This is a genomic window from Streptomyces longispororuber (assembly GCF_014656095.1).
In the GTDB taxonomy this organism is placed as follows: Bacteria; Actinomycetota; Actinomycetes; order Streptomycetales; family Streptomycetaceae; genus Streptomyces; species Streptomyces longispororuber.
The window spans coordinates 12,332-34,619 of record NZ_BNBT01000092.1 but is presented as its reverse complement, the minus strand read 5'-3'; the positions used below and the strand labels follow the sequence as shown (position 1 = coordinate 34,619).

At 73.4% G+C, this 22,288-nt stretch carries 16 protein-coding genes; 7 read left to right on the top strand and 9 right to left on the bottom strand.

The genetic code is table 11. From position 1 onward, the window contains the following. Positions 1 to 396: 396 nt before the first annotated feature. The 5 genes from IE330_RS24895 to IE330_RS24875 form a co-directional block, all read right to left on the bottom strand. Positions 397 to 1,872 (bottom strand): FG-GAP-like repeat-containing protein, encoded by a 1,476-nt coding sequence (locus tag IE330_RS24895; protein ID WP_190138342.1) that lies wholly within the window; start codon positions 1,870 to 1,872, stop codon positions 397 to 399. Positions 1,873 to 2,272: 400 nt separating this feature from the next. Further along, complete coding sequence (locus IE330_RS24890; protein ID WP_190138341.1) at positions 2,273 to 3,634, bottom strand: FG-GAP and VCBS repeat-containing protein; 1,362 nt, start codon at positions 3,632 to 3,634, stop codon at positions 2,273 to 2,275. Positions 3,635 to 3,701: 67 nt separating this feature from the next. Next, the gene (locus tag IE330_RS24885) at positions 3,702 to 3,863 is read right to left on the bottom strand and encodes an FG-GAP repeat protein (RefSeq protein ID WP_190138340.1); all 162 of its coding nucleotides are present in this window, start codon (positions 3,861 to 3,863) and stop codon (positions 3,702 to 3,704) included. Between the two features lie 455 nt (positions 3,864 to 4,318). Further along, the gene (locus IE330_RS24880) at positions 4,319 to 5,752 is read right to left on the bottom strand and encodes an FG-GAP-like repeat-containing protein (protein WP_190138339.1); all 1,434 of its coding nucleotides are present in this window, start codon (positions 5,750 to 5,752) and stop codon (positions 4,319 to 4,321) included. 475 nt (positions 5,753 to 6,227) lie between these two features. Next, on the bottom strand, positions 6,228 to 8,519 hold the full coding sequence (locus IE330_RS24875; protein WP_190138338.1) for a (Fe-S)-binding protein: 2,292 nt from the start codon (positions 8,517 to 8,519) through the stop codon (positions 6,228 to 6,230). Positions 8,520 to 8,958: 439 nt separating this feature from the next. Between IE330_RS24875 and dnaK the strand changes: the two genes are divergently transcribed. From dnaK to IE330_RS24850, 5 genes are all read left to right on the top strand, one after another. Next, complete coding sequence (dnaK, locus tag IE330_RS24870) at positions 8,959 to 10,830, top strand: molecular chaperone DnaK (RefSeq protein ID WP_190138337.1); 1,872 nt, start codon at positions 8,959 to 8,961, stop codon at positions 10,828 to 10,830. Further along, a complete protein-coding gene (grpE, locus tag IE330_RS24865) occupies positions 10,830 to 11,597 on the top strand; it encodes a nucleotide exchange factor GrpE (protein ID WP_190138336.1) in 768 nt (255 codons plus the stop codon). Before dnaK ends, grpE begins: the two co-directional genes overlap by 1 nt. Before the next feature lie 135 nt (positions 11,598 to 11,732). Next, on the top strand, positions 11,733 to 12,920 hold the full coding sequence (dnaJ, locus tag IE330_RS24860) for a molecular chaperone DnaJ (RefSeq protein WP_190138335.1): 1,188 nt from the start codon (positions 11,733 to 11,735) through the stop codon (positions 12,918 to 12,920). 4 nt (positions 12,921 to 12,924) lie between these two features. Then, the gene (locus IE330_RS24855; RefSeq protein WP_190138334.1) at positions 12,925 to 13,380 is read left to right on the top strand and encodes a heat shock protein transcriptional repressor HspR; all 456 of its coding nucleotides are present in this window, start codon (positions 12,925 to 12,927) and stop codon (positions 13,378 to 13,380) included. A gap of 156 nt (positions 13,381 to 13,536) precedes the next feature. Then, on the top strand, positions 13,537 to 14,043 hold the full coding sequence (locus tag IE330_RS24850) for a hypothetical protein (RefSeq protein ID WP_190138333.1): 507 nt from the start codon (positions 13,537 to 13,539) through the stop codon (positions 14,041 to 14,043). A 1,175-nt stretch (positions 14,044 to 15,218) separates the two neighbouring features. Here IE330_RS24850 and IE330_RS24845 read toward each other — a convergent pair. After that, on the bottom strand, positions 15,219 to 16,232 hold the full coding sequence (locus IE330_RS24845; RefSeq protein ID WP_229925899.1) for a helix-turn-helix transcriptional regulator: 1,014 nt from the start codon (positions 16,230 to 16,232) through the stop codon (positions 15,219 to 15,221). A 483-nt stretch (positions 16,233 to 16,715) separates the two neighbouring features. After that, positions 16,716 to 17,657: a helix-turn-helix transcriptional regulator gene (locus IE330_RS24840; protein ID WP_190138332.1), complete on the bottom strand. Its 942-nt coding sequence runs from the start codon at positions 17,655 to 17,657 to the stop codon at positions 16,716 to 16,718. 1,060 nt (positions 17,658 to 18,717) lie between these two features. Between IE330_RS24840 and IE330_RS24835 the strand changes: the two genes are divergently transcribed. Continuing rightward, positions 18,718 to 19,398 (top strand): MmyB family transcriptional regulator, encoded by a 681-nt coding sequence (locus tag IE330_RS24835; protein ID WP_229925898.1) that lies wholly within the window; start codon positions 18,718 to 18,720, stop codon positions 19,396 to 19,398. A 173-nt stretch (positions 19,399 to 19,571) separates the two neighbouring features. After that, a complete protein-coding gene (locus IE330_RS24830) occupies positions 19,572 to 20,078 on the top strand; it encodes a hypothetical protein (protein WP_190138330.1) in 507 nt (168 codons plus the stop codon). Positions 20,079 to 20,097: 19 nt separating this feature from the next. On the opposite strand, the gene IE330_RS24825 is transcribed toward IE330_RS24830, so the two are convergent. Then, the gene (locus tag IE330_RS24825; RefSeq protein WP_190138329.1) at positions 20,098 to 21,072 is read right to left on the bottom strand and encodes a helix-turn-helix domain-containing protein; all 975 of its coding nucleotides are present in this window, start codon (positions 21,070 to 21,072) and stop codon (positions 20,098 to 20,100) included. A 49-nt stretch (positions 21,073 to 21,121) separates the two neighbouring features. Then, positions 21,122 to 22,228 carry a helix-turn-helix transcriptional regulator gene (locus IE330_RS24820; protein ID WP_229925897.1) on the bottom strand — a complete coding sequence of 369 codons (1,107 nt, stop codon included), beginning with the start codon at positions 22,226 to 22,228 and terminating at the stop codon, positions 21,122 to 21,124. Between the last annotated feature and the right edge of the window lie 60 nt (positions 22,229 to 22,288).

The window sequence follows — 22,288 nt, the reverse complement described above, 5'->3', positions numbered from 1 at the left end:
GGCTGCCCGGCGCCCGAGGGCGGGGCCCGGTGTCCGCGGGCGGGCGCGGGCGGGTAGGCGCCCGGTGCCTGGCGGCCGCCGTGGTGCGGGGGCCGCTGTCCGTACGGCGCCTGCCCGGAGCCCTGGCCCGGCCCGGGTCCCTGGTTCCCGGGGGCGCGTCCCGATTGCTGTGCGCGGTTGTCCCTGCCGCCGCGTCCGATCCTGAATCCAGCCACGTCATCGAACGTACCTGGTCCCGGGGGTCGGCCGCGTCCCTTCCCGTGGACGGGGCTCCGTTTGCGGCTGACCTGTGACAACCCCTAGGGGGACCCTGAGGGGTTGTCCCCAGGGCCCCCGGGACGCGTGGGACCGGCCGTGACCGACGTGACTGGCGTGGCCCGGGTGGCGCGCCGCGGTCTAGCGGCCGAGGACGGTGCCGTACGTCAGCGCCGTCGACGAGGCGGGCAGCTTCAGGGACTTCGGCGTGAGGGTCGTCGTCCCGGGCGGCAGCGCGCCGGGCACGGCCCAGACGCCGCCGGAGGAGGCGTTCTCGCCGGGGGCGCCGACGGCCAGGTCGGGGGTGCCGTCCTTGTCGTGGTCGCCGGTGGCGAGGGCGGCGCCGAAGCGGTCGCCGGCCTCGGCGGCGCCGGGGATCCGGTCCGTGTCCTGCTGGAAGGCGTGGCCGCGGGCCTTGCCGTCGCCGAGCTCGTCGTCGGCGTCGAGGATGCCCTTCTTGGAGCCGTACAGGACGGTGACGCTGCCCGCGCTCTTCTTGCTGCCGATGGCCTCGCCGGGGGCGCCGACGATCAGGTCGGTGTAACCGTCGCCGTTGACGTCGCGGGCGGCGACGGCCTCGCCGAAGCCGTCGCCCTTCTCGGCGACGCCGGGCACGCCCGGGGTGTCCTGGTTGAAGGTCTGGGAGCGGACGCCGATGCTGCCGTTGGGGTTGCCGTACTTGATGTGGACGCCGCCGCCCTTGGTGAGCTCCTCGGGGCCGCACGGGTCGTCGATGTTCTCGTCGGCGATCTCGCGGCAGTTGCCGAGCGCGAGGTCGTCGAGGCCGTCGCCGTCGAAGTCGCCGGTGGCGAAGGCGGAGGTGGCGCCGTTGCTGGTGGACTGGTCGAGCAGGAGGCGGCGCTCCTGCTGGTCGTAGCGGTAGAGCCGGACGTGCGACTGGGTGTACGGCTGCTGCTGGGTGTAGAACGCGACGGCCAGGTCGGTGAGGCCGTCGTCGTTGAAGTCGCCCGCGGACAGGACGGGGGCGCGGCCGCCCATGCGGTCGCCCATGCCCGGCTTGAGGCCGGCGGCGCGCGGGTCGTAGTTCACGACGACCTTGTCGGTGCCGCCGATGGCCAGGTCGGTCCGCCGGTCGCCGTTGAAGTCGGCGGCGGTGAGGGCGTTGCCGTAGGTGTCCTTGGCCTTGACGCCGCGGGCGGCGGTGTGGGCGGTGCCGAAGCCGTTCTCACCGCCGTGCACGACGGTGACGTGGCCGGTGTCGGCCCGCCCGTCGATGTCCTCGCCGGGCGCGCCGACCGCCAGGTCCGTGATGCCGTCGCCGTTGACGTCCGCGACGGTGACGGCCGCGCCGAAGCGGTCGCCCGCCTCCGGGGCGCCGGGCACGTGCGCGGTGGCCTGCGAGATCCGGACGTTGCCGTCGGCGCGCAGCCCCCGGGGGCCGCCCCAGACGACGTTGACGTACCCGGCTCTGGCCTTGCCGCCGACCGAGGCGGACGGTACGCCGACGGCGAGGTCCTCGTAGCCGTCGCCGTTGAAGTCGGCCTTGGCCGGGCCGGTGGCCGTGCCGGCGGCGGACGCCGTCGCGGCGAGCGGCAGGGTGAGGCCGGTCGCCGCGAGGGCGGTGGCGGCCGCCAGGGCGAGGGTTCGTGCGCGCACAGGTACTCCAACGGTCGGCGGAAGTGGGGAGGTTCACCTGTGTGACACGTGACGTTGGCCAAGGGTTGTGGCGGGGCTCGCCGGAGCGGGGCCGCACGGCGGCGTCGGACAGGGGGCGCGCCCCCGCCGGGCCGGGCCGCCACGGCCCGCCGGGGCCGTGAGCCGTACGCAGAGTCGGCCACGGCCCTGGCGCGCTGCTCGCCCCCGCCGTCCTGCCACCGCAGCCCTCGCGACCCCCGCCGAACCCCGGCAACCCCGGCCCGCCGCCGCCCCCCGGCCCAGGCCGCCTACTGCAGAACCCCCTCCACGGCCTCGCCGCCGTCCTGCCACCGCAGCCCTCGCGACCCCCGCCGCACCCCGGCAACCCCAGCCCGCCGCCGCCCCCCCGGGCCCAGGCCGCCTACTGCAGAACCCCCTCCACGGCCTCGCCACCGTCCTGCCACCGCGTCACCCCGGCCGTCGTGACGCCGGACGCCGAGCCCCGCAGCCGCAGGGAGTCGGCGGCGCCGCTGACGTGGAGGTCGGCGTGGCCGTCGCCGTCGGTGTCGCGCAGGCGCACGGTCCTGCCCCAGGAGTCGTCGATCCCGGGCGCGCCCGGGACGCCGCGGGTGTCGCGGGCGAACCACCGCGAACCCGTCCCCCTCAGGCCGCGCGGACCGCCGCGCAGGACGTGGAGGCCGCCCGCGTACTCCTCGCGGCCGACGGCCTCGCCGGGGACGCCGATCGCCAGGTCCGCGTACCCGTCGCGGTCGGTGTCACCGGCCGAGAGCGAGGCGCCGAACTGGTCGTCCTCCTCCGGCGTGCCCGCCATCCCCGTAGTGGCCTGGGTGAGGCGGGCGGCGGAGCCGGGACCGGTGGCGCCGCCGCGCCACACGGTCACGGCGCCCTTGCGGCGGTCGTCCTCGGGGGTGCCGAGGGCGAGGTCGCCGTACCCGTCCTTGTCGAAGTCGGCGATCACGCCGTCCCCGGCCTGTGTGCCCGACCTGTCGACGCGCAGCACCTTCCCGGGCCTCAGCGTCCTGCCGCCCCGGACGAACCAGGCGTCGACGGCACGCACCCCGGGCCTGACCACAGGGCCCACGACGACGAGGTCGGTCGCGCGGTCCTTGGTGACCTTCCCCGCGACCAGCGACACGGCGTCGAAGGCGGCGCCGTCCCGGTCCAGCCGCTTGACCGGGCCGCGCGCCCCGGACCGCGTGAGGGGGCCGAAGTAGACGTACGCGGCACCGTCGTTGACCGCCGCCAGGTCGGGCTTGCCGTCGCCGTTGAAGTCCCCGGTGGCGAGGTCGCTGCCGAAGGCCCCGTGCGCCTCGGGGTTCTTGTTCGGCAGCGCCGTACCGCCGGACAGCCCGTTCTTCGAGCCCCAGAGGATCGTCACGGCGCCCTGGCGCTTGTTCCGGCCCGCCTTCTCGTCGACGGCGGCCACCACCAGGTCGCCGTACCCGTCCCGGTCGAAGTCCGCCGCGACGCGGGTGCCGCCGCCCCACATGTCGTCGGTCTCGTCCGCGCCCGGCACCCCCGGGCTGCGCTGGCTGACGACCTGTGTCCTGGTGCCGGGGCCCGCCGGTGTGCCGTAGGTGACGCGGACGGCACCGCCCTTGGTGTCGGTGACGGACAGCGGGGCGGCGTAGTCCCGGTGGCCGTCACCGTCGAAGTCGTCGGCGTACGTCGCCGGGGCCGCCGAGGCCGTCGCCGGGAGCGCGAGCGGGGTGAGCGTGGCGGCGGTCAGGGAGACGAGCAGGGTGGTGGTGCGGAGTTTCAAGGAGTTTCCTGGGGGAGGGTGGGGCCGGACCCCGGACGGGCCCGGCCGTGGGAGGGCAAGGGGCGGGTCAGTCGGCGAAGTCGGCGCCGAGGGCGAGGTCCGCGCGGCCGTCGCCGTCGAAGTCCCCGTACGCCGGCTCGTTGCCGAACAGGTCACCCGCCTCGGCGGCCCCCGGCACCCCGGGGGGCTCGGTGGCGCGGGAGGCGGAGCGCTGGAGCTGCTGGGCCATGCGGTGGTCTCTTCTGCGGGGTGGGAGGGCGTCCGGCCGGTACCTGGCCTGGACCATCACCTGGCGGAGACCGCCGGTACCGGCCGGGGGTTGTACGCGGTCACGCCGAAGTTGCCCGGTCGTTACCGGCAGTTGGGGCGGCGCTCGCCGCGCGATTTCGGCCGGGCCGGGATTCTGTGTATGATCTACAACGTAACTCCGGCGCACAGCACGGAAGTCACGCGTCTGTCGTTTAAGGAAAGACGCCCATCATCCGATGGGAAATGCAGGTGCAAGGCCTGCCGGGCGCTCCAGCAGAAGCCGATGGCCCTTACCGAACCGGTAAGGGCCATCGGCTTTTTCGCGCAACGGGAAGAGGAGTAACGGGAAGAGGAGCAACGGGAAGAGGAACCGGGCGAGAAGGAGGCGGGCCCGCGCGGGGTGGCGCGGGCCCGGCCGTTCGAGGGGCGGGGTGGCTAGCGGCCCAGCACGGCGCCGTACGCGCGGGCGCCGGTGAGGCCCAGCTTCCCGGGGGTCACGGAGACCTGCGCGGGGTTCGGGCCGTCCTTCGGCGTGGCCCCGTACCAGACGCCGCCCTTCGCGCCGTCCTCGCCGGGGGCGCCCACGGCCGTGTCGGGGTGGCCGTCGCCGTTGAAGTCACCGGTGGCGACGGCCGCGCCGAAGCGGTCGCCGGCCTCGGCCGTGCCGGGGACGCCCGCCGAGTTCTGGCTGCGGGTGGGGCCCACGAACGGCTTGCCGGTGCCGAGGGAGGCGAGGACCCAGTAGCTGCCCGCGTTCTTCGCGGTGCCCACGGCCTCCGCGCCCGAGCCGACGACCAGCTCGTCGATGCCGTCGCGGTCGAGGTTGCCCACGGCCAGGGCCGCGCCGAAGTCGTCCTCGGCCTCCGCCGTGCCGCCGACCCCCGGGGAGGACTGGCTGGTGCAGGAGACCGGGCCGCCGAGCGTCGTGCCCCGCTTGCCGTACACCGTGGCGACCGCGCCGCCCACGAGGTCGTCGCAGTACGTGTCGTCGGCCTCCGGGTTGGGCCGGACCCTGCCGAGGGCCAGGTCGGTGGTGCCGTCGCCGTCGAAGTCGCCGGCGGCGAGCGAGGCCGCGGTGTCGGCGGTGTGCCAGGTCTTCTCCCACGCGCCGGACGCCGTGCCGTAGACCGCCGTGCCCGCGATCTCCGCGGACTCGGCCCCGAACGTCACCGCGAGGTCGTCCCGCCCGTCGGCGTCGAAGTCGCCGGACGTGGCCGCGTACGGGCCGCTGAAGTGCCAGCCGTCGACGCGGGTGAGCGTGGCGGGCGACCCGGCCGTGAACGGTCCCTGGCGCACCGCCATGGAGCCGCTCTCCTCGCCGGAGGCGCTGAGCGCGACGTCCCGGTCGCCGTCGCCGTCGTAGTCACCGGTGGTGACCAGGCGGCCGAGGCGGCTGCCGGAGCCGCCGTTGGCGGCCGTGAAACCGCCCTTGATCCCGGACTTCGAGCCCCACAGGACGGTGACCGTGCCCGCGTCGAGCGCGGTGCCGTTGTCCTCCCCGGGGGTGCCGACCACCAGGTCGGTGACGCCGTCGCCGTTCATGTCGGCGGGCGACACCGCGTACCCGAAGCCGTCGTTCTTCTCGGCCGTGCCGGGCACCCCGGCGCTCGCCTGGCTGACCGTCGTCGAGCCGTGCGCGCCCAGGCCGTCGCGGCCGCCCCAGACGACGTTCACGTACCCGGCCTTGGCCGTGCCGCCCACGGTCGCCTCCGGTACGCCGACCGCGAGGTCCGCGTAGCCGTCACCGTTGAAGTCGGCCGTCGGCTTCGGCGCGGCCCCGGTGGCCAGGGCGGGCGTGGCGGACAGGCCCGCGACGCCGAGCACGGTCGCGGCACACAGGACCACGGCCGGGAGAGTCTTCTTGCGCACGTGTTTCCTTCACTGGATTCGCGGGCGGGACGGTGGCCCCGCCGGGGGCGCGGCATCACGGCCGCGGAGGAGAAAAGAGGGGAAGGCCGGCGGAGCGTCTCGCCGAAGGCCCGGCCTACCGGCCGGCGGCAGCGTGAGGCCGCCCGCTGCCGGGGCCAGGTCTCTCACACGCACCGAGGCTCCCCGTAAGTGAGATGTGTTCGGGGGATGTGACAGGTGGGGCGTACGGAAGGTTGTGCGGCGGTGGCGGGGGAGTGGCCGGACCGTTACGGGACTCCGTGGCCGGGTTCCCTTCCCGCGCGGGAACGGCACCGCGGGCGTCGCGGAGCGGGACGGCGGGCGGCTGGGGAACGGCGAAGGGCCGGTCCCGCCCCGCGGCGGACCCGGCCCTCACGCTCATGCCGTACGGCTCACTTCACCGGCCGCACCGACCGGCTCGCGTCACCGGCTCGCGTCACCGGCTCACTTCACCGGCTCACTTCACCGGCTCGGGCTCCGGCTCGTCCGCCGAGGCGGCCTCGCCCGCCGGAGGCGGGGTGTCGGTGGGCGTCTTGACGGAGTCGAGCAGGAGCTGCGCGACGTCGACGACCTGGAGGGACTCCTTGGCCTCGCCATCGTTCTTTTTGCCGTTCACGGAGTCCGTGAGCATCACGAGGCAGAAGGGGCAGGCCGTCGACACGATGTCGGGGTTGAGGCTGAGGGCCTCGTCCACGCGCTCCGTGTTGATGCGCTTGCCGATCCGCTCCTCCATCCACATCCGCGCGCCACCGGCGCCGCAGCAGAAGCCGCGCTCCTTGTGGCGGTGCATCTCCTGCTGGCGCAGGCCGGGAACCTTGTCCATGATCTCGCGCGGGGGCGTGTAGATCTTGTTGTGGCGGCCCAGGTAGCACGGGTCGTGGTACGTGATCAGGCCCTCGACCGGGGTGACCGGGACGAGCTTGCCCTCGTCGACGAGGTGCTGGAGCAACTGGGTGTGGTGGATGACCTCGTAGTCGCCGCCGAGCTGCGGGTACTCGTTGCCGAGGGTGTTGAGGCAGTGCGGGCAGGTCGCGACGATCTTCTTCGCGGTCTTCGGCTTCCTCGTCGCCTCGACCGGCTTGCCGTCGTCGTCGAGCTCCTCGCCGAACGCCATGTTGAGCGCCATGACGTTCTCCTGGCCGAGCTGCTGGAACAGCGGCTCGTTGCCCAGGCGGCGGGCCGAGTCACCGGTGCACTTCTCGTCGCCGCCCATGATCGCGAACTTCACGCCCGCCATGTGCAGCAGCTCCGCGAAGGCCTTCGTGGTCTTCTTGGCCCGGTCCTCCAGGGCGCCCGCGCAGCCGACCCAGTACAGGTACTCGACCTCGGTGAGGTCCTCGATGTCCTTGCCCACGACCGGGACGTCGAAGTCGACCTCCTTGGTCCACTCCAGACGCTGCTTCTTGGCGAGGCCCCAGGGGTTGCCCTTCTTCTCCAGGTTCTTGAGCATCGTGCCCGCCTCGGACGGGAACGCGGACTCGATCATCACCTGGTAGCGGCGCATGTCGACGATGTGGTCGATGTGCTCGATGTCGACGGGGCACTGCTCGACGCAGGCGCCGCAGGTGGTGCAGGACCACAGCACGTCCGGGTCGATGACGCCGTTCTCCTCCAGCGTCCCGACGAGCGGCCGCTCCGCCTCGGCGAGGGCGGCGGCGGGCACGTCCTTGAGCTGCTCCTCGGTGGCCTTCTCCTCGCCCTCCATGGTCTTGCCGCCGCCCGCGAGCAGGTACGGGGCCTTGGCGTGCGCGTGGTCGCGCAGCGACATGATGAGCAGCTTCGGGGAGAGCGGCTTGCCGGTGTTCCAGGCGGGGCACTGCGACTGGCAGCGGCCGCACTCGGTGCAGGTGGAGAAGTCGAGGATGCCCTTCCAGGAGAACTGCTCGACCTGGCTGACGCCGAAGACGGTGTCCTCGTCCGGGTCCTCCCAGTCGATCTCCTTGCCCTCGGAGGTCATCGGGAGCAGCGCGCCGAGCGAGGTGGCGCCGTCGGCGTTGCGCTTGAACCAGATGTTGGGGAAGGCCAGGAAGCGGTGCCAGGCGACGCCCATGTCGATCTTGAGGGAGACCGTGATCATCCAGATGAACGAGGTCGCGACCTTCAGGCCCGCGAAGAAGTACGTCAGGTTCTGCAGCGTGGAGACGTCCAGGTCCTGGAGCGCCGAGACCAGCGGGTAGGAGATGAAGAACGAGGCCTCGTAGCCGTCCACGTGGTGCTGGGCGCCCTCCAGGGCGTGCAGCGTGAAGATGCAGACGCCGACGATGAGGATGACGCCCTCGACGAAGTACGCCTGGCCGGTGTTGGAGCCCGCGAAGCGGGACTTGCGGCCCGGGCGGTCCGGCCTGCTGAGCTGGCGGATCACGATGAGGGTGAGGATGCCGAGCACGGTCATCGTGCCGAGGAACTCGACGAAGACGTTGTACGGAGCCCAGTCGCCGACGACCGGCAGCACCCAGTCGGCCTTGAAGAGCTGGCCGATGGCGTTGACGATCGTGAGCAGCAGGGAGAAGAAGCCCACCGCGACGAACCAGTGCGCGACACCGACGACGCCCCAGCGGTTCATCCTGGTGTGGCCGAGGAACTCCCTCACCACCGTGAGGGTGCGCAGGACGGGGTCGTTGCTCCGGGCCCCGGCCGGCACGGGGCGGCCGAGCATCATGAAGCGGATGATCTGCAGGATGGCACGGCCGAACAGGGCGACGCCGACTGCGATGAGGACCAGCGACACGATGATCGCGGCGAGTTGCATTTCGGGGCTCCTCGGGCCTGCGGGTGGGCAATCCAGCTATTACTAAGCGGTAACTTATGCAGTCCGTACGAGACTACCCACATACTGCGCGGCAGCGTAGCCAGCGCGGCGGTGATCTGTGTCGCTCAGGCTGCCCTTTCCTGGCGTGGGCGCCTTGAGCCGTGCTCCCGGGCTCGGCCTCGGCGCCCCCCGCCTCCTCATGGGGCTCCGCCCCTCTCCCCCGCATCGGCGCTCCGCGCCTCGTCCTCAAACGCCGGACGGGCTGGATGCCGCCCTCAACCCCAGGGGTGCCGTAGCCGTCTCTCCCCGTAACCCCGTGAGGTTGCGCGTAAGGGCGAGATAAGAGTTGAGTCGGGGTGGCTCAGCTCTGTTGACTCGGGGGGACCCGTGGGGCATCCTTGAGTCAGTTCCACTCAAGAAGTCATCTGGAGGCACCGAAATGGCACGTGCGGTCGGCATCGACCTGGGCACGACTAACTCCGTCGTCAGCGTTCTCGAAGGCGGCGAGCCCACCGTCATCACCAACGCCGAGGGTGCCAGGACCACGCCGTCCGTCGTCGCCTTCGCGAAGAACGGTGAGGTGCTCGTCGGCGAGGTCGCCAAGCGCCAGGCCGTCACCAACGTCGACAGGACCATCCGGTCGGTCAAGCGCCACATGGGCACCGACTGGAAGGTGGGGATCGACGAGAAGAACTTCAACCCCCAGCAGATCAGCGCCTTCATCCTGCAGAAGCTGAAGCGCGACGCCGAGGCGTACCTGGGTGAGAAGGTCACGGACGCGGTCATCACCGTCCCGGCGTACTTCAACGACTCCGAGCGCCAGGCGACCAAGGAGGCCGGCGAGATCGCGGGCCTGAACGTCCTGCGTATTGTCAACGAGCCGACTGCCGCCGCCCTGGCCTACGGCCTCGACAAGGACGACCAGACCATTCTCGTCTTCGACCTCGGTGGCGGCACCTTCGACGTCTCGCTGCTCGAGATCGGCGACGGCGTCGTCGAGGTGAAGGCCACCAACGGTGACAACCACCTCGGTGGTGACGACTGGGACCAGCGCGTCGTCGACTACCTGGTCAAGCAGTTCCAGAACGGCCACGGCGTCGACCTGTCCAAGGACAAGATGGCCCTCCAGCGCCTCCGCGAGGCCGCGGAGAAGGCGAAGATCGAGCTGTCCTCGTCCACCGAGACCACGATCAACCTGCCGTACATCACGGCCTCCGCCGAGGGCCCGCTGCACCTGGACGAGAAGCTCACGCGCGCCCAGTTCCAGCAGCTCACCAGTGACCTCCTGGAGCGCTGCAAGACGCCGTTCCACAACGTCATCAAGGACGCGGGCATCCAGCTCTCCGAGATCGACCACGTCGTCCTCGTCGGTGGCTCCACCCGCATGCCGGCCGTCGCCGAGCTCGTCAAGGAGCTGACCGGTGGCAAGGAGGCCAACAAGGGCGTGAACCCGGACGAGGTCGTCGCCATCGGCGCCTCGCTCCAGGCCGGTGTCCTCAAGGGTGAGGTCAAGGACGTCCTGCTCCTCGACGTGACCCCGCTGTCCCTCGGCATCGAGACCAAGGGCGGCATCATGACCAAGCTCATCGAGCGGAACACCACGATCCCGACGAAGCGCTCGGAGATCTTCACGACGGCCGAGGACAACCAGCCGTCCGTGCAGATCCAGGTCTACCAGGGCGAGCGCGAGATCGCGGCGTACAACAAGAAGCTCGGCATGTTCGAGCTGACCGGTCTGCCCCCGGCGCCGCGCGGCGTGCCGCAGATCGAGGTCTCCTTCGACATCGACGCCAACGGCATCATGCACGTCACGGCCAAGGACCTCGGCACCGGCAAGGAGCAGAAGATGACCGTCACCGGCGGCTCCTCGCTGCCGAAGGAAGAGGTCGACCGGATGCGCCAGGAGGCCGAGAAGTACGCGGACGAGGACCACGCCCGCCGCGAGGCCGCCGAGTCGCGCAACCAGGGCGAGCAGCTCGTCTACCAGACGGAGAAGTTCCTCAAGGACAACGAGGACAAGGTCCCGGCCGAGGTCAAGACCGAGGTCGAGACCGCCGTCGCCGAGCTGAAGGAGAAGCTCAAGGGCGAGGACACCGCCGAGATCCGCACCGCCACGGAGAAGGTCGCGGCCGTCTCCCAGAAGCTGGGCCAGGCCATGTACGCCGACGCCCAGGCGGCGGGCGCCGCGGCCGGCGCCGAGGGCGCGGCCCCCGGCGGCGAGACGCCGAACATGTCGAAGGACGACGACGTCGTGGACGCCGAGATCGTCGACGACGAGAAGCCCGGTGACGCGAAGGGCGGCGCTGCCTGATGACGGAGGAGACCCCGGGTTTCGGTGACAGCGCCGAGCAGCCCGACGTCCCCTCCGGCGCCACCCCTGACGAAGCGGCGCCGAAGGCCGCCGAGTCCTCCTCCGCGGAGGGCACGGCGGCCCCGGCCGGGGACGCGATGCGAGACGCAGGTCTGACGGCCCAGCTCGACCAGGCCCGCTCCGCGCTCGCCGAGCGCACGGCGGACCTCCAGCGCCTGCAGGCCGAGTACCAGAACTACCGGCGCCGGGTGGAGCGGGACAAGGTGACGGTGAAGGAGATCGCTGCGGCGAACCTCCTGACCGAGCTGCTCCCGACGCTCGACGACATCGGCCGCGCGCGGGACCACGGCGAGCTGGTCGGCGGCTTCAAGTCGGTGGCCGAGTCGCTGGAGACGGTCGTCGCCAAGATGGGCCTCCAGCAGTTCGGCAAGGAGGGCGAGCCCTTCGACCCGACGATCCACGAGGCCCTGATGCACAGCTACGCGCCGGACGTCACGGAGACGACGTGCGTCGCGATTCTCCAGCCGGGGTATCGCATCGGCGAGCGGGTCGTCCGTCCCGCGCGCGTGGCGGTGGCCGAGCCGCAGCCGGGCGCGCAGACGGTGAAGTCCGAGGCGTCGGAGGGCTCCGGCGGCGAGGGCGACGAGCCCGCGGCGAACGCGGCGAACGCGGCGGACGCCGCGGAGGCGGCGGGCGCGGCCAAGGCCGACGGCGAGAGCGCCGAGCAGGACGGCAACAAGGAGAACGGTGGCCCGGACGAGGGCTGACGTTGACACGGACGACGGCGTCGACCTCGGCCGCCGCCGCGGTGACCGGCCCGGTACCCACCGGGCCGGCACCGGGGGCGGCGCCGCGGTCGGCGTCGGCGTCGACCTGACGACGAGGAAGGAGGGACGTCGGGGATGAGCACCAAGGACTTCATCGAGAAGGACTACTACAAGGTCCTCGGCGTCCCCAAGGACGCCACCGAAGCCGAGATCAAGAAGGCGTACCGGAAGCTCGCCCGCGAGAACCACCCGGACGCCAACAAGGGCAACGCGAAGGCCGAGGAGCGCTTCAAGGAGATCTCCGAGGCGAACGACGTCCTCGGCGACCCGAAGAAGCGCAAGGAGTACGACGAGGCCCGCGCGCTCTTCGGCAACGGCGGATTCAGGCCAGGCCCCGGAGCGGGCGGCGGCACGTTCAACTTCGACCTGGGCGACCTCTTCGGAGGCGGCGGCCCGGGCGGCGGGGGAGCGGGCGCCGGCGGCTTCGGCGGCGGCCTAGGTGACGTCTTCGGGGGCTTGTTCAACCGCGGCGGCACGGGCGCGGGCACGCGTACGCAGCCGCGCCGCGGCCAGGACGTCGAGTCCGAGGTGACGCTGAGCTTCACGGAGGCGGTGGAGGGCGCGACGGTCCCGCTGCGCATGTCCTCCCAGGCGCCCTGCAAGGCGTGTTCGGGCACGGGCGACAAGAACGGCACGCCCCGCGTGTGCCCCACCTGCGTGGGCACCGGGCAGGTCTCGCGCGGCGGCGGTGGCGGGTTCTCCCTCACCGACCCCTGCGTGGACTGCAAGGGCCGCGGCCTGATCGCCGAGACGCCCTGCGAGGTGTGCCACGGCAGCGGCCGCGCCAAGTCGTCGCGGACGATGCAGGTGCGCATCCCGGCGGGCGTCAGCGACGGCCAGCGGATCCGGCTGCGCGGCAAGGGCGCGCCCGGCGAGCGCGGCGGCCCCGCGGGCGACCTGTACGTGGTCGTGCACGTGGCCGCCCACCCGGTCTTCGGCCGCCGGGGCGACAACCTGACGGTGACGGTCCCGGTGACCGTCGCCGAGGCCGCGCTCGGCGGCGAGGTGCGGGTGCCCACCCTCGGGGGGACGCCCGTCACCCTGAAGCTGCCGCCCGGCACGCCCAACGGCCGCACGATGCGGGTGCGCGGCAAGGGCCCGGCCCGCAAGGACGGCACGCCCGCCGACCTCCTGGTGACCGTCGAGGTCACCGTCCCGACGACGCTGTCGCCGGAGGCGAAGGAGGCCCTGGAGGCGTACCGGAAGGCGACCGCGGACGTCGATCCGCGGGCAGAACTGTTCAAGGCCGCGAAGGGAGCGTGACCTCATGGAGCGGGACGGCCGCCGACGCAACCCGTACCAACTGACGGACGAGACCCCGGTGTACGTCATCTCGGTGGCGGCCCAGCTCTCCGGTCTCCACCCGCAGACCCTGCGCCAGTACGACCGTCTGGGCCTGGTCTCCCCGGACCGCACGGCGGGACGTGGCCGGCGGTACTCCGCCCGGGACATCGAGCTGCTCCGCACCGTGCAGCAGCTCTCCCAGGAGGAGGGCATCAACCTCGCGGGCATCAAGCGCATCATCGAGCTGGAGAACCAGGTCGCCGCGCTCCAGTCCCGCGTGGCCGAGCTGTCCGCGGCCCTCGACGGCGCCGCGGCCGCCATGCAGCAGCGCGAGGCGGCGGTGCACGCCTCCTACCGCCGCGACCTGGTGCCGTACCAGGACGTGCAGCAGGCGAGCGCCCTGGTGGTGTGGCGGCCGAAGAGGTCGTCCGAGCAGTAGCGCGCGGGCGCGTGCGGCCTTCGGGGCCGCGGGGCCGGGAGGGATTCCGCAGGTGGGATCCCTCCCGGCCCCTTTTCGCGCGCCCTCGCCCCCGGCCGTACATTGACTGCTGACCGCGGGAAGACATGGGATGACATCGGGGGAAGTGGGTTCGCCATGGCCATGGTGGGGCTGTTCTGGATCGCCGAGGGCGATGTGTACGTGGGCGCGAAGCCGTCCGGGCTCGCGCCCGGGGTGCGGCTCACCCCCGAGGGCGTGACCGGCCTCGGGCACCGGCAGACGGGGCTGTGGCTGTGGGACGACGTCCGCGCGCTGACCGTCGAGGGCGTGCCCGTGAAGTCCCTCAAGCGGCACGTCGGGATGGTGGTCGACCTGGCGCTCACGGTGGGTCTGGGCGGGGGTGACGAGGCGCCGTCGATGACGGTGCGCCTGGAGACCGCCGAGGGCGGGGAGCGGGAGCTGACGGCGTACGCGGCCGCGGCCGCGGGGTACTCCCAGCGGGAGTACGACCTCTCCCAGGCCCTCCTGACCCGCCTCACCGAGGGCGCGGCCACCCTCTTGACCACGCTGTCGGCGATGGCGGCGTGGGGCCGCGCCCACGAGGGCGGCACGCCGCGCCGCGAGGCCAGGGAGCACCTCCTGACCACCTGGCTGGAGGCTTAGCCCTGCCGGGGCTGGGGGTCTGGCACGGCTTCGTGCCCGGGCCGCCGGGGCCGGGGGGCTGCCGCCGCTGCGCGGCTGGTCCTCAATCGCCGGACGGGCTGTACCTGTGCTGCTGCGCCGTTGTCGGCTGCCGGTGATCCGCCGCTCCGCGACGGATGTTCCCCCACCCGCCCGCCCTTTTCAGGGCGGACGGCTGAGGGTGGCGAGTCGGCGAGAGGCCCCAGCCCTTCCCTTGAGGACGGACGGTCCGTGGAGCGGCGTCGATACCGGGGAGGGCCAGGGATCCAGTCGGTCTGGCGTTTGCGGACGGGGTGCCGGGGGGCGTCGCTGGTGGGGAGGGCGGCAGGTGCAACCCGTCCGGTGTGTCGGCGGCTCAACGAGTCTGGCAGCGCGGGAGCTGTCGACACTGGGAATGGTGGGTCCGGTGGGGCGCGGAGTCGTCGATGGCCGGGAGAGCGGCAGTTTCAGCCCGTCCGGCGTTTGAGGACCAGCCGCGTAGCGGCGGGAACGGGAAGCCGACGGCGGTGGGGAAGCGCGACAGGTGCAGCCGGTCCGGTGTTTGGGGGTGAGGCGCGCGGTGGTGGGTTGTGGGGAGGCGTTGGCGGCGGGGTGGGTGGTGGTTTCAGCCGGTCCGGCTTTTGGGGACGAAGCGCGGAGCGGCGGGCTGCGGGGGCCGTTGGCGCTGTGGGGACGGTGAAGGTTTCAGCCCGTCCGGCGTTTGAGGACTAGCCGCGTAGCGGCGGGAACAGGGAGCCGACGGCGGTGGGGAAGCACGACAGGTGCAGCCCGTCCGGCGTGCGAGGGCGAGGTGCGGAGCGGGGAGGCCGGGGAGCCGACGATGGTGGGGGGCGCGATGGGTGCAGCCCGTCCGGCGTTTGAGGACGAGGCGCGTAGCGCCGAAGCCCCGCTCAAGGCCCAGGGGCCTGGTAGCGCCCCGGCCGGGCCTACGGGGCGTGGCCGGCCGGGGCGACCTTAGGGAAGCGCGGCTCTGCGGGGGGAGACCACAACAGAGCCACATGACGCCGGGCTCGGGCCGGTTGCCGTACCGGTTGGCATCGACCCGTCCGCCGCCTCCACCACCATGCAACGGCGCGTGCCCCCGCACCACCGTCATCTTGTTGCGGTGCAAGGGGCGGAGGTGGGGGCAAGTGGTGCCAATTCCGGACTTTCGTGATTCAGCAGGTGCGGGAGAGGTCTCCGGGGCCGACGATGCCCGACTGGCCGATGAGGTAGCCGAGCTGGGTGCGGCTGGTGCTGCCGAGGGCGGTGGACAGCTTGGCGATGTGGGCGCGGACCGTACGGACGTTCATGCCGAGCCGCTCGGCGATGCCCGCGTCGGTGAGGCCCTCGGTGAGGAGCGCGGCGATGGCGCGCTGCCGGGCGGTGATGCCCCGCCGGGCCGGTGCGGGCGGCGGGTTCGGGAACATGGGGGTGGCCAGGTCCCACAGCCGGTCGAAGAGAGCTGTCAGGTAGCCGACGAGCGCGGGGGCGCGGATCTCCAGGGCCAGGGCGCGGTCCCCCGCGGCGGGGATGAAGGCCACCGCGCGGTCGAGTACGACGAGCTGCTCGGTGACCTCGCTCAGCGTGCGGACCTCCACGTCGCCCTGGAGCCGCTCGACGTGTGCGACCACGGGGAAGGCGTGCCGGGTCGTGTCCTGGTAGAGCGTGCGGACGCGGCAGCCGCGCGAGAGCAGGGCCTGTTCGCACGGCGGCCCGGAGGGCAGGTCGGCGCCGGGCCGGAAGCCGCCGGGCTGGATGGTCAGGGCCTCGTGCGTACAGGCGTCGAGGGCCCGGCTCACGGCGTCGGCGACGCGGGTCGCGCCGTGGTGCAGGGTGAGCGGGGCCGCCGGGACGTCGCGGGGGTGATCCGGGGCTTCGCGTGCCAGGGCCAGGAGCGGTGCGAAGGCCCGCGTGAGCTCGGCTTCGCGGTGGCGTTCTCGGGCCACGTCCTCCTCGATGCCGCGCAGCAGCCGCAGCAGGGCGCCGGAGGGCGGGCTCGGCAGCAGCCACCGCATGTCGTCGAGGTCCGGATGGAGGAGCCCCTGGTCGACGAGGCAGGGCGCGACGGCCGCCGCCCGCGCGGGAAGGCGGCCCGCGCGCAGGGCACGGCCGTAGAGAACGCGACCCGCCCCGCACATCGCGTCGGCGGGGTGCGGCGAATGGCGTCCCGCCGGTTCACCGCCGGCCAACGCGCCCTTGGTCCCCCCGCCGTCAGCCAGCGCGTCGCCGGCGGTCCCGTCACCGGTGGGTCGGTCGCCAGTGGTCCCGTCGCCGGTGAGCCGGTCACTGGTGGGCCGGTCACCCGCTGCCTGACCGTCGGTCGCCTCACCGTCGCTCAGCTCACCGTCGGCCGACCCACCGCCGGTCCGCTCAGAGGGTGGGCCGTTACCGGATGGGGTGCTGTCGGTCAGTGTGGCGTCGGTCGGCCCAACGTCGACTGGCCCACCACCGGTCGCCACACCACCGGGCGAACCACCGGAGTTCGGCCCACCAGGATCCGGCGCACCACCGGCCCTCTCACCGCCGCTCAGCCCACCACTTGCCGCCTCGCCGCCGCCGGGCGTGCCCCCTGCCGCTTCACCACCCCTCAGCGCGCCCCCGCCCAGTCGGCCCCCGCCCGCCCCGCGGTGTCGCCGCTCCCCGCGCCCCTCCGCGCACACCCTGGTCCCCCCTCAACCCCTTGGATCTCGGCCCTCGAGGATGCCGGAGCGGCTGATGAGGAAGCCGAGTTGGGTGCGACTCGTGCTGCCCAGGGTGTGGGCGACCCTGGCTATGTGGACGCGGACGGTGCGTACGTTCATGTGCATGCGTGCCGCGATCTCGCGGTCGGTGAGGCCGTCGGCCAGGAGTCGGGTGATCTCCCGCTGCACCGGGGGGACCGCCTCGCCCGACAGGCGCGGAGCGGCCTCGCGGGACAGCGGTTCGGCCAGCCGCCAGAGGATGTCGAAGGCCGTCGCGACGTACGACACCAGTGCCGGTGAGCGCACCTCGAAGGCGAGCCGGCCGCCGTCAGCGGCCGGGATGAACGCGACGGTCCGGTCGCAGACGAAGAGGCCGGGCGGGAGCGCGTCGAGCGCCCGGGTCTCGCCGCCGGCGCCCGACGCGGTGCCCGGACGAGCGGGCGCGGCGCCGTCCCGCGGCGGCTGGGTGAGGGTCCGCAGCCGGCCTCCCCGCGCGCGGAACTCGGCCATGCGCCACGGCTCGTCGTACGGCGGCGGCCACGGCCGGGACCCGCGCGGCCGGATCGACAGGATCTCCCGGCGGGCGTCGGCGACCGCGAGCCGTACGGCCGCCGCGATCCGTGGCCCTCCCTTGAGCACGGTGACGTCGGTGGCGGTCGCGGTGCCGGGGACCGGCTCCGCCCGCGTGAACGGTTCGAACGCGGTGGCCAGCCGGGCGGCCCGCCCCCGGTGCAGCGCGACCCGCCCCTCGATGTCCGCCAGGAGCCTGGGCAGCGCCACGGCGGGGGCGGTGGGGCGCAGCCACGCGGGGTCGTCCGGGTCCGCGTACAGCAGGCCGGTGGCGAGGAGGCAGGCGGCGGGGGCGGCGTCGGCGGGGAAGCGCCCCTCGCGCAGGGCGCGGGCGTAGAAGTCCCGGCCGGGCGGACACAGCACGTCGTGGGGGTGGGGGTGCGAGTGCGAGTGCGAGTGCGGGGGTTGTAGATGTGGGTGTGGGTGGGGGCGTGAGGGTGGGGATGGGTGCGATTGCGATCCGCAGGCACCGCCGCACCCCGCGCCATACCCGGAGCCACACCCGGCGGCGCATCCCGCACCGCACCCGGAGCCGCACTCGGCGGTGCATCCCGCGCCGTATTCGGAGCCGCACTCGTACCCGGAGCCGCACTCGGCGGTGCACCCCGTGCTGTCTCCGGCGGCGCACCCCGCGTCACACCCGGCGGTGCACCCCGTGCTTCCTCCGGCGGCGCACCCCGCGCCACACCCGGCATCGCACCCAGCGGCGCACCCCCCGCCGCACCCGCCACAACCCGCACCGCCCCCGGAACCACCCCCCGCGCCACCCCCGCAGCCACCCCCCTCCCTGCACTCCCGTGCCCGGCAGGGCGGCTGGGCCCCGCACGTGGGGCCCGGGTCCCGTATCGCTCCGTCCGGCACGGCGCTCCCTTGCTCCTCCCGCCCTGTTCGTGGCTGCGTACGCATGACGGCGCTGCACGTAGGTGGTCATTGTTGTCACCGCGTCATCTGTCTTCAATGGCGGGACTTTTCCTAGCAATCGGCCGCCAATTATTCAGAGTTCAACGTGCGCCACCCGACGCGTGCGGTCGTACGGAGTCCCGGGCGGCGGTGCCCCGCTCGTACCGCTGCGCATGTCGTACATGGTTGCCATGACCAGCTACTGCTCCTTTGTCGGGAGGCGGCGCGCCGGACGGCGTTCGGCGCCCGGCGCCGGGACATCCGCCCCGACATCCGCCCGGACACGCGCCGGGGCGCGCGCACGAGCCCGTTGGTCGGGGCCGTCGCCTGGCCTATGGTGCAGAGAACGCGCTCGCGGAACCGGGGGACCGCGTGCGTGGAGGAGGGGGCAGGAGTGGACGAGGACGGGCTGCGGGAATTACTCCGGAGGCTGCGCGCCAGAATCAGGCCCGAGGAAGTCGGGCTGAATCCCAAACCGTCGCGGCGGCCCGGCCCGCGCGTTATCGGGCTCTCGCAGCCGGATATGGACATTCTCACGAACCGGGCCGTGGGCACGTACCACCGATTCGAGAGCGGCCGGTTATCCCCGCGCGACGACTATCTGCGCCAGGTCGGCCACATTCTCCGTATGAGCGAGGACGAGTTCACCCAGGTGTACCTGCTCGCGCTCGGGCAGCAGCCGCCGCACCCGCTGTCGCCGGACGCCGGCATCGCCCTGCCGTCCCGCGCCGCCTGGCAGCGGGCGGTCGCCGGGCAGCGCGAGATGGCGTACGTCATCAACGCCCAGTGGGACGTGGTCGCGTACAACGAGCGGTTCGCGGAGCTGTTCACGGACGGGGCGGTGCCCGCGAACGCGCTGCGCTGGGTGGTGCTGGCGCCGGAGGCGCGCACCGGCGTCCTCCCGGACTGGGCGACGCGGTGGGCGCCGCTCCTCCTGGCCGAGCTGCGGTTCGCCCGCATCCAGCACCCCGGCAACCGGGCGCTCGCCCAACTGCACCACGACGTCCTGCGGGACGGTGTGGCCGGGCCCATCTACCGGCGCAGCCCGGAGCTTTCGCTGTACACCAAGGAGGAGGTGCTGCCGTTGCGCCACCCCACCCTGGGGCCCGGCACGGTCACGGTGCTCGTGGCGGAGCCCGCGAGTTCGCGCGGGGCGCGGCACGTGGTGCTGCTCTTCGACCGCGACTCGACCCGGACGACCTGAACGACCGAGACTGAACGACCGAGACTGAACGACCGGGACCGGAGACCCGGGACCGGAGACCCGGGGCCGGACGCCCGGGGGCCGGACGCCCGGGACCGAACGACCGGAACCATCCGAGCTGTCGGAGCACACTGAACGCCCCTGTACGTGCCGGACGATGAGGTGATGGCGACATGGAGGCAGCCGCCGCGGTGAGGACGGCGAGCGGGCCCGGGCCGGAACGCCGCCCGGAAGCCGTGCCGTGCGGCGCGGAGGACACGGTGCGCGGCATGGAGGACGCGGTGCGCGGCGCGGAGGACACCGCGCGCGGCGCGGACGCCGGGCCCGTGCCGGCCCTCACCCCCGCCGGCCACACGGCGGCCGTGCACGCGGTCGCCGACGACCTCAACGGCCGGGGCTACCCCGTGACCTGGGTCGTCGACCGTCGGCTCCTGGACGGTGACTTCCCGCTCCAGGTGGTGGCGAAGGTCTCCGTGGTACGGGTCCTGAACATCGCCCTGGACGTACGCGGGGACGACGGCGCCCTGCTGTGGCGGGTCAGCATGGGCCGGCCCTCGTCGGTGCGGTGGGAGCAGTCGGCGACCCTGGAGCTGGGGGCCGCGAGCCTGGACGGCGAGCGGGTGGTGCGCGAGGCCCTGCGCGCGGTCGGCCTGCCCTGGCAGCGGGCGATCCACCCCTAGCCGGGGCCCGGAGGCGTGCTCAGCGGCGCTGGTCGAGGATGCCCGAGCGGCCGATGAGGTAGCCGAGCTGCGCGCGGCTGCGGCTGTGCAGCAGGGCCGACAGCTTGGCGATGTGGACGCGCGCGGTCCGGACGTTCATGCCGAGGCGCGCCGCGATCTCGGTGTCGGTGAGGCCCTCGGTGAGCAGCGCGGCGATGGCCTGCTGGCGGGGGGTGACGCCCTTGCGCGAGGACTGCCGGGAGGCCTCGGGCCACATCGGCGTCGCGAGCTGCCAGAGCAGCGTGAAGGTGGCGGCCAGGTGGGCGATGACCGCGGGGTTGCGCAGCTCCAGGGCCGCGTCCGGCCGCGTCCGGCTCGCCGGGATGAAGGCGACCGTCCGGTCGAAGAGGAACATCCGCTGGGGCAGCTCGTCGAGGGTGCGCACCTCCACGTCGCCGTCGAGCTGGGCGTAGTGGGCGACGGCCGCGAGGGAGTAGCGCGTGGTGTCCTGGTACAGGGTCCGCATCCGGCCGCCGCGGTCGAGGATCTGCTGCGCCCGGCCGAGGCCCTGGGGCAGCAGGGCGGTGGGGCGCTTCCCGCCGGGCTGGATGACGAGCAGCTCGCCCGAGGCGCCGGCCGCGGCGCGGTCGATGGCCTCGTCGATGCGGCTCATGCCCTCCAGCAGGCAGACCCCGGGCGAGGCCCGCTCCTGGTGCCGTACGCGCACCCCGGTGAGCGGTTCGAACGCCGCGCCCAGGCGGGCCGCGCGCTCGCGTTCCTCCGCGACGCGGGAGGCGAGGGAGTGCAGGAGCCGCGGCAGGGCGACGGAGGGCGCGACGGGGTGGACCCACGGCCCGCCCCGGCCGTCGGCCCGTACGAGCCCGAGGTCCCGCAGGCACGGGTGCCGGTCCGCCTCGTCCGCGCGGAGGCGGCCCTCCTTGAGCGCCCGGACGTACGCCTCGTGCCCCGCCTCGCACAGCTCCCCGGCCCCGTGCGCCATGTGCTCCCTCGTCATGCGGCTGCCCCTCCCACCCCGCACCCGGGGCCTGACTCTCCCTCAGCCGCTAGTGATTCTGGTTCAGGATTCCGGCCCGGCCAATCAGGTATCCGAGCTGCGCGCGGCTGCGGCTGTCGAGCACGGCCGACAGGCGGGCGATGTGGACGCGTACGGTCCGGACGTTCATGCCGAGCCGCGCGGCGATCTCGGTGTCGGTGAGGCCCTCGGTGAGCAGCGCGGCGATCGCCCGCCGACGGGGGGTGACGCCCTGGCGGGAGGGGATCTCGGCCGGGTGGGGGTACATCGGGGTGGCGTGGCGCCACAGCAGTTCGAAGGTCTCCGCGAGGTAGGCGACCACCGTCGGACGGCGCAGTTCGAGGGCGCTGGTCGTGTCCTTGCCGACGGGCAGGAAGGCGACGGCCCGGTCGAAGACCAGGAGCCGCTTCGGCAGCTCGTCCAGGCTGCGGACCTCCACGTCGCCCGCCAACTGCTCGTAGTGCGCGAGCGCGGGCGGGGAGTGCCGGGTCGTGTGCTGGTACAGCGTGCGGATCCGGCCGCCCAGGTCGAGGATCCGCTGCTCGAAGGGGAGCGCCTGGGGCAACCGTCCCGCGGGCCGTTGCCCGCCCGGCTGGATGGCGAGGATCTCCCGCGTGGCCTCGTCCGCCGCGCGGAAGACGGCCTCCTGGATCGCCGGTATGCCCTCGTGGATGACGCTGGGGACCTCTTCGGCGCCGCGCCCGGCGGCCGGCAGGTCGAGGAACGGCTCGAACGCGGCGGCCAGGGCCGCCTGCTCGCGGCGGTGCTCCGCCGTGCGGAGTCCGGTGCCGTGGAGGAGTCGGTACAGGGCCGCGGAGGGGCGGGCGACGCGCAGCCGGTCCCGCTGCCCGGGGTACGGGCGCAGCAGCCCGAGCGCGGTCAGGCAGGAGGCGCGCTCGGCCTCGTCCCGCCGGAGGTGCCCGTCGCGGAAGGCGCGGGTGTACAGGGCCTCGCACGCGTCGCACAGTCCGTCGTGGCTGTCGTGGCTGTCGTGGTCGTCGTGGTCGTCGTGGTCGTCGTTTCCGTCGTGTCCCGCGCGTGCCTCGTGTCCCGAGTGTGCCTCGTGCCCCGCGTGTCCCGCGCGTGCCTCGCGTGCCTCGCATACATCGTGTTCCCGCGCGCCGTGCTCCTGCGCCACGTCGCAGCACCCCTCCCCGTGCGTCGCCTCGTCGGCGGACCCTCGTCACCCCCGGGCCCT

Excerpts from the sequence above, each read along its gene's own strand:
- IE330_RS24885 (WP_190138340.1), bottom strand. The coding sequence starts at position 3,863 with ATGGCCCAGCAGCTCCAGCGCTCCGCCTCCCGCGCCACCGAGCCCCCC.
- IE330_RS24875 (WP_190138338.1), bottom strand. The coding sequence starts at position 8,519 with ATGCAACTCGCCGCGATCATCGTGTCGCTGGTCCTCATCGCAGTCGGC.
- dnaK (WP_190138337.1), top strand. The coding sequence starts at position 8,959 with ATGGCACGTGCGGTCGGCATCGACCTGGGCACGACTAACTCCGTCGTC.
- grpE (WP_190138336.1), top strand. The coding sequence starts at position 10,830 with ATGACGGAGGAGACCCCGGGTTTCGGTGACAGCGCCGAGCAGCCCGAC.
- dnaJ (WP_190138335.1), top strand. The coding sequence starts at position 11,733 with ATGAGCACCAAGGACTTCATCGAGAAGGACTACTACAAGGTCCTCGGC.
- IE330_RS24855 (WP_190138334.1), top strand. The coding sequence starts at position 12,925 with ATGGAGCGGGACGGCCGCCGACGCAACCCGTACCAACTGACGGACGAG.
- IE330_RS24850 (WP_190138333.1), top strand. The coding sequence starts at position 13,537 with ATGGCCATGGTGGGGCTGTTCTGGATCGCCGAGGGCGATGTGTACGTG.
- IE330_RS24835 (WP_229925898.1), top strand. The coding sequence starts at position 18,718 with ATGGACATTCTCACGAACCGGGCCGTGGGCACGTACCACCGATTCGAG.
- IE330_RS24830 (WP_190138330.1), top strand. The coding sequence starts at position 19,572 with ATGGAGGCAGCCGCCGCGGTGAGGACGGCGAGCGGGCCCGGGCCGGAA.
- IE330_RS24825 (WP_190138329.1), bottom strand. The coding sequence starts at position 21,072 with ATGACGAGGGAGCACATGGCGCACGGGGCCGGGGAGCTGTGCGAGGCG.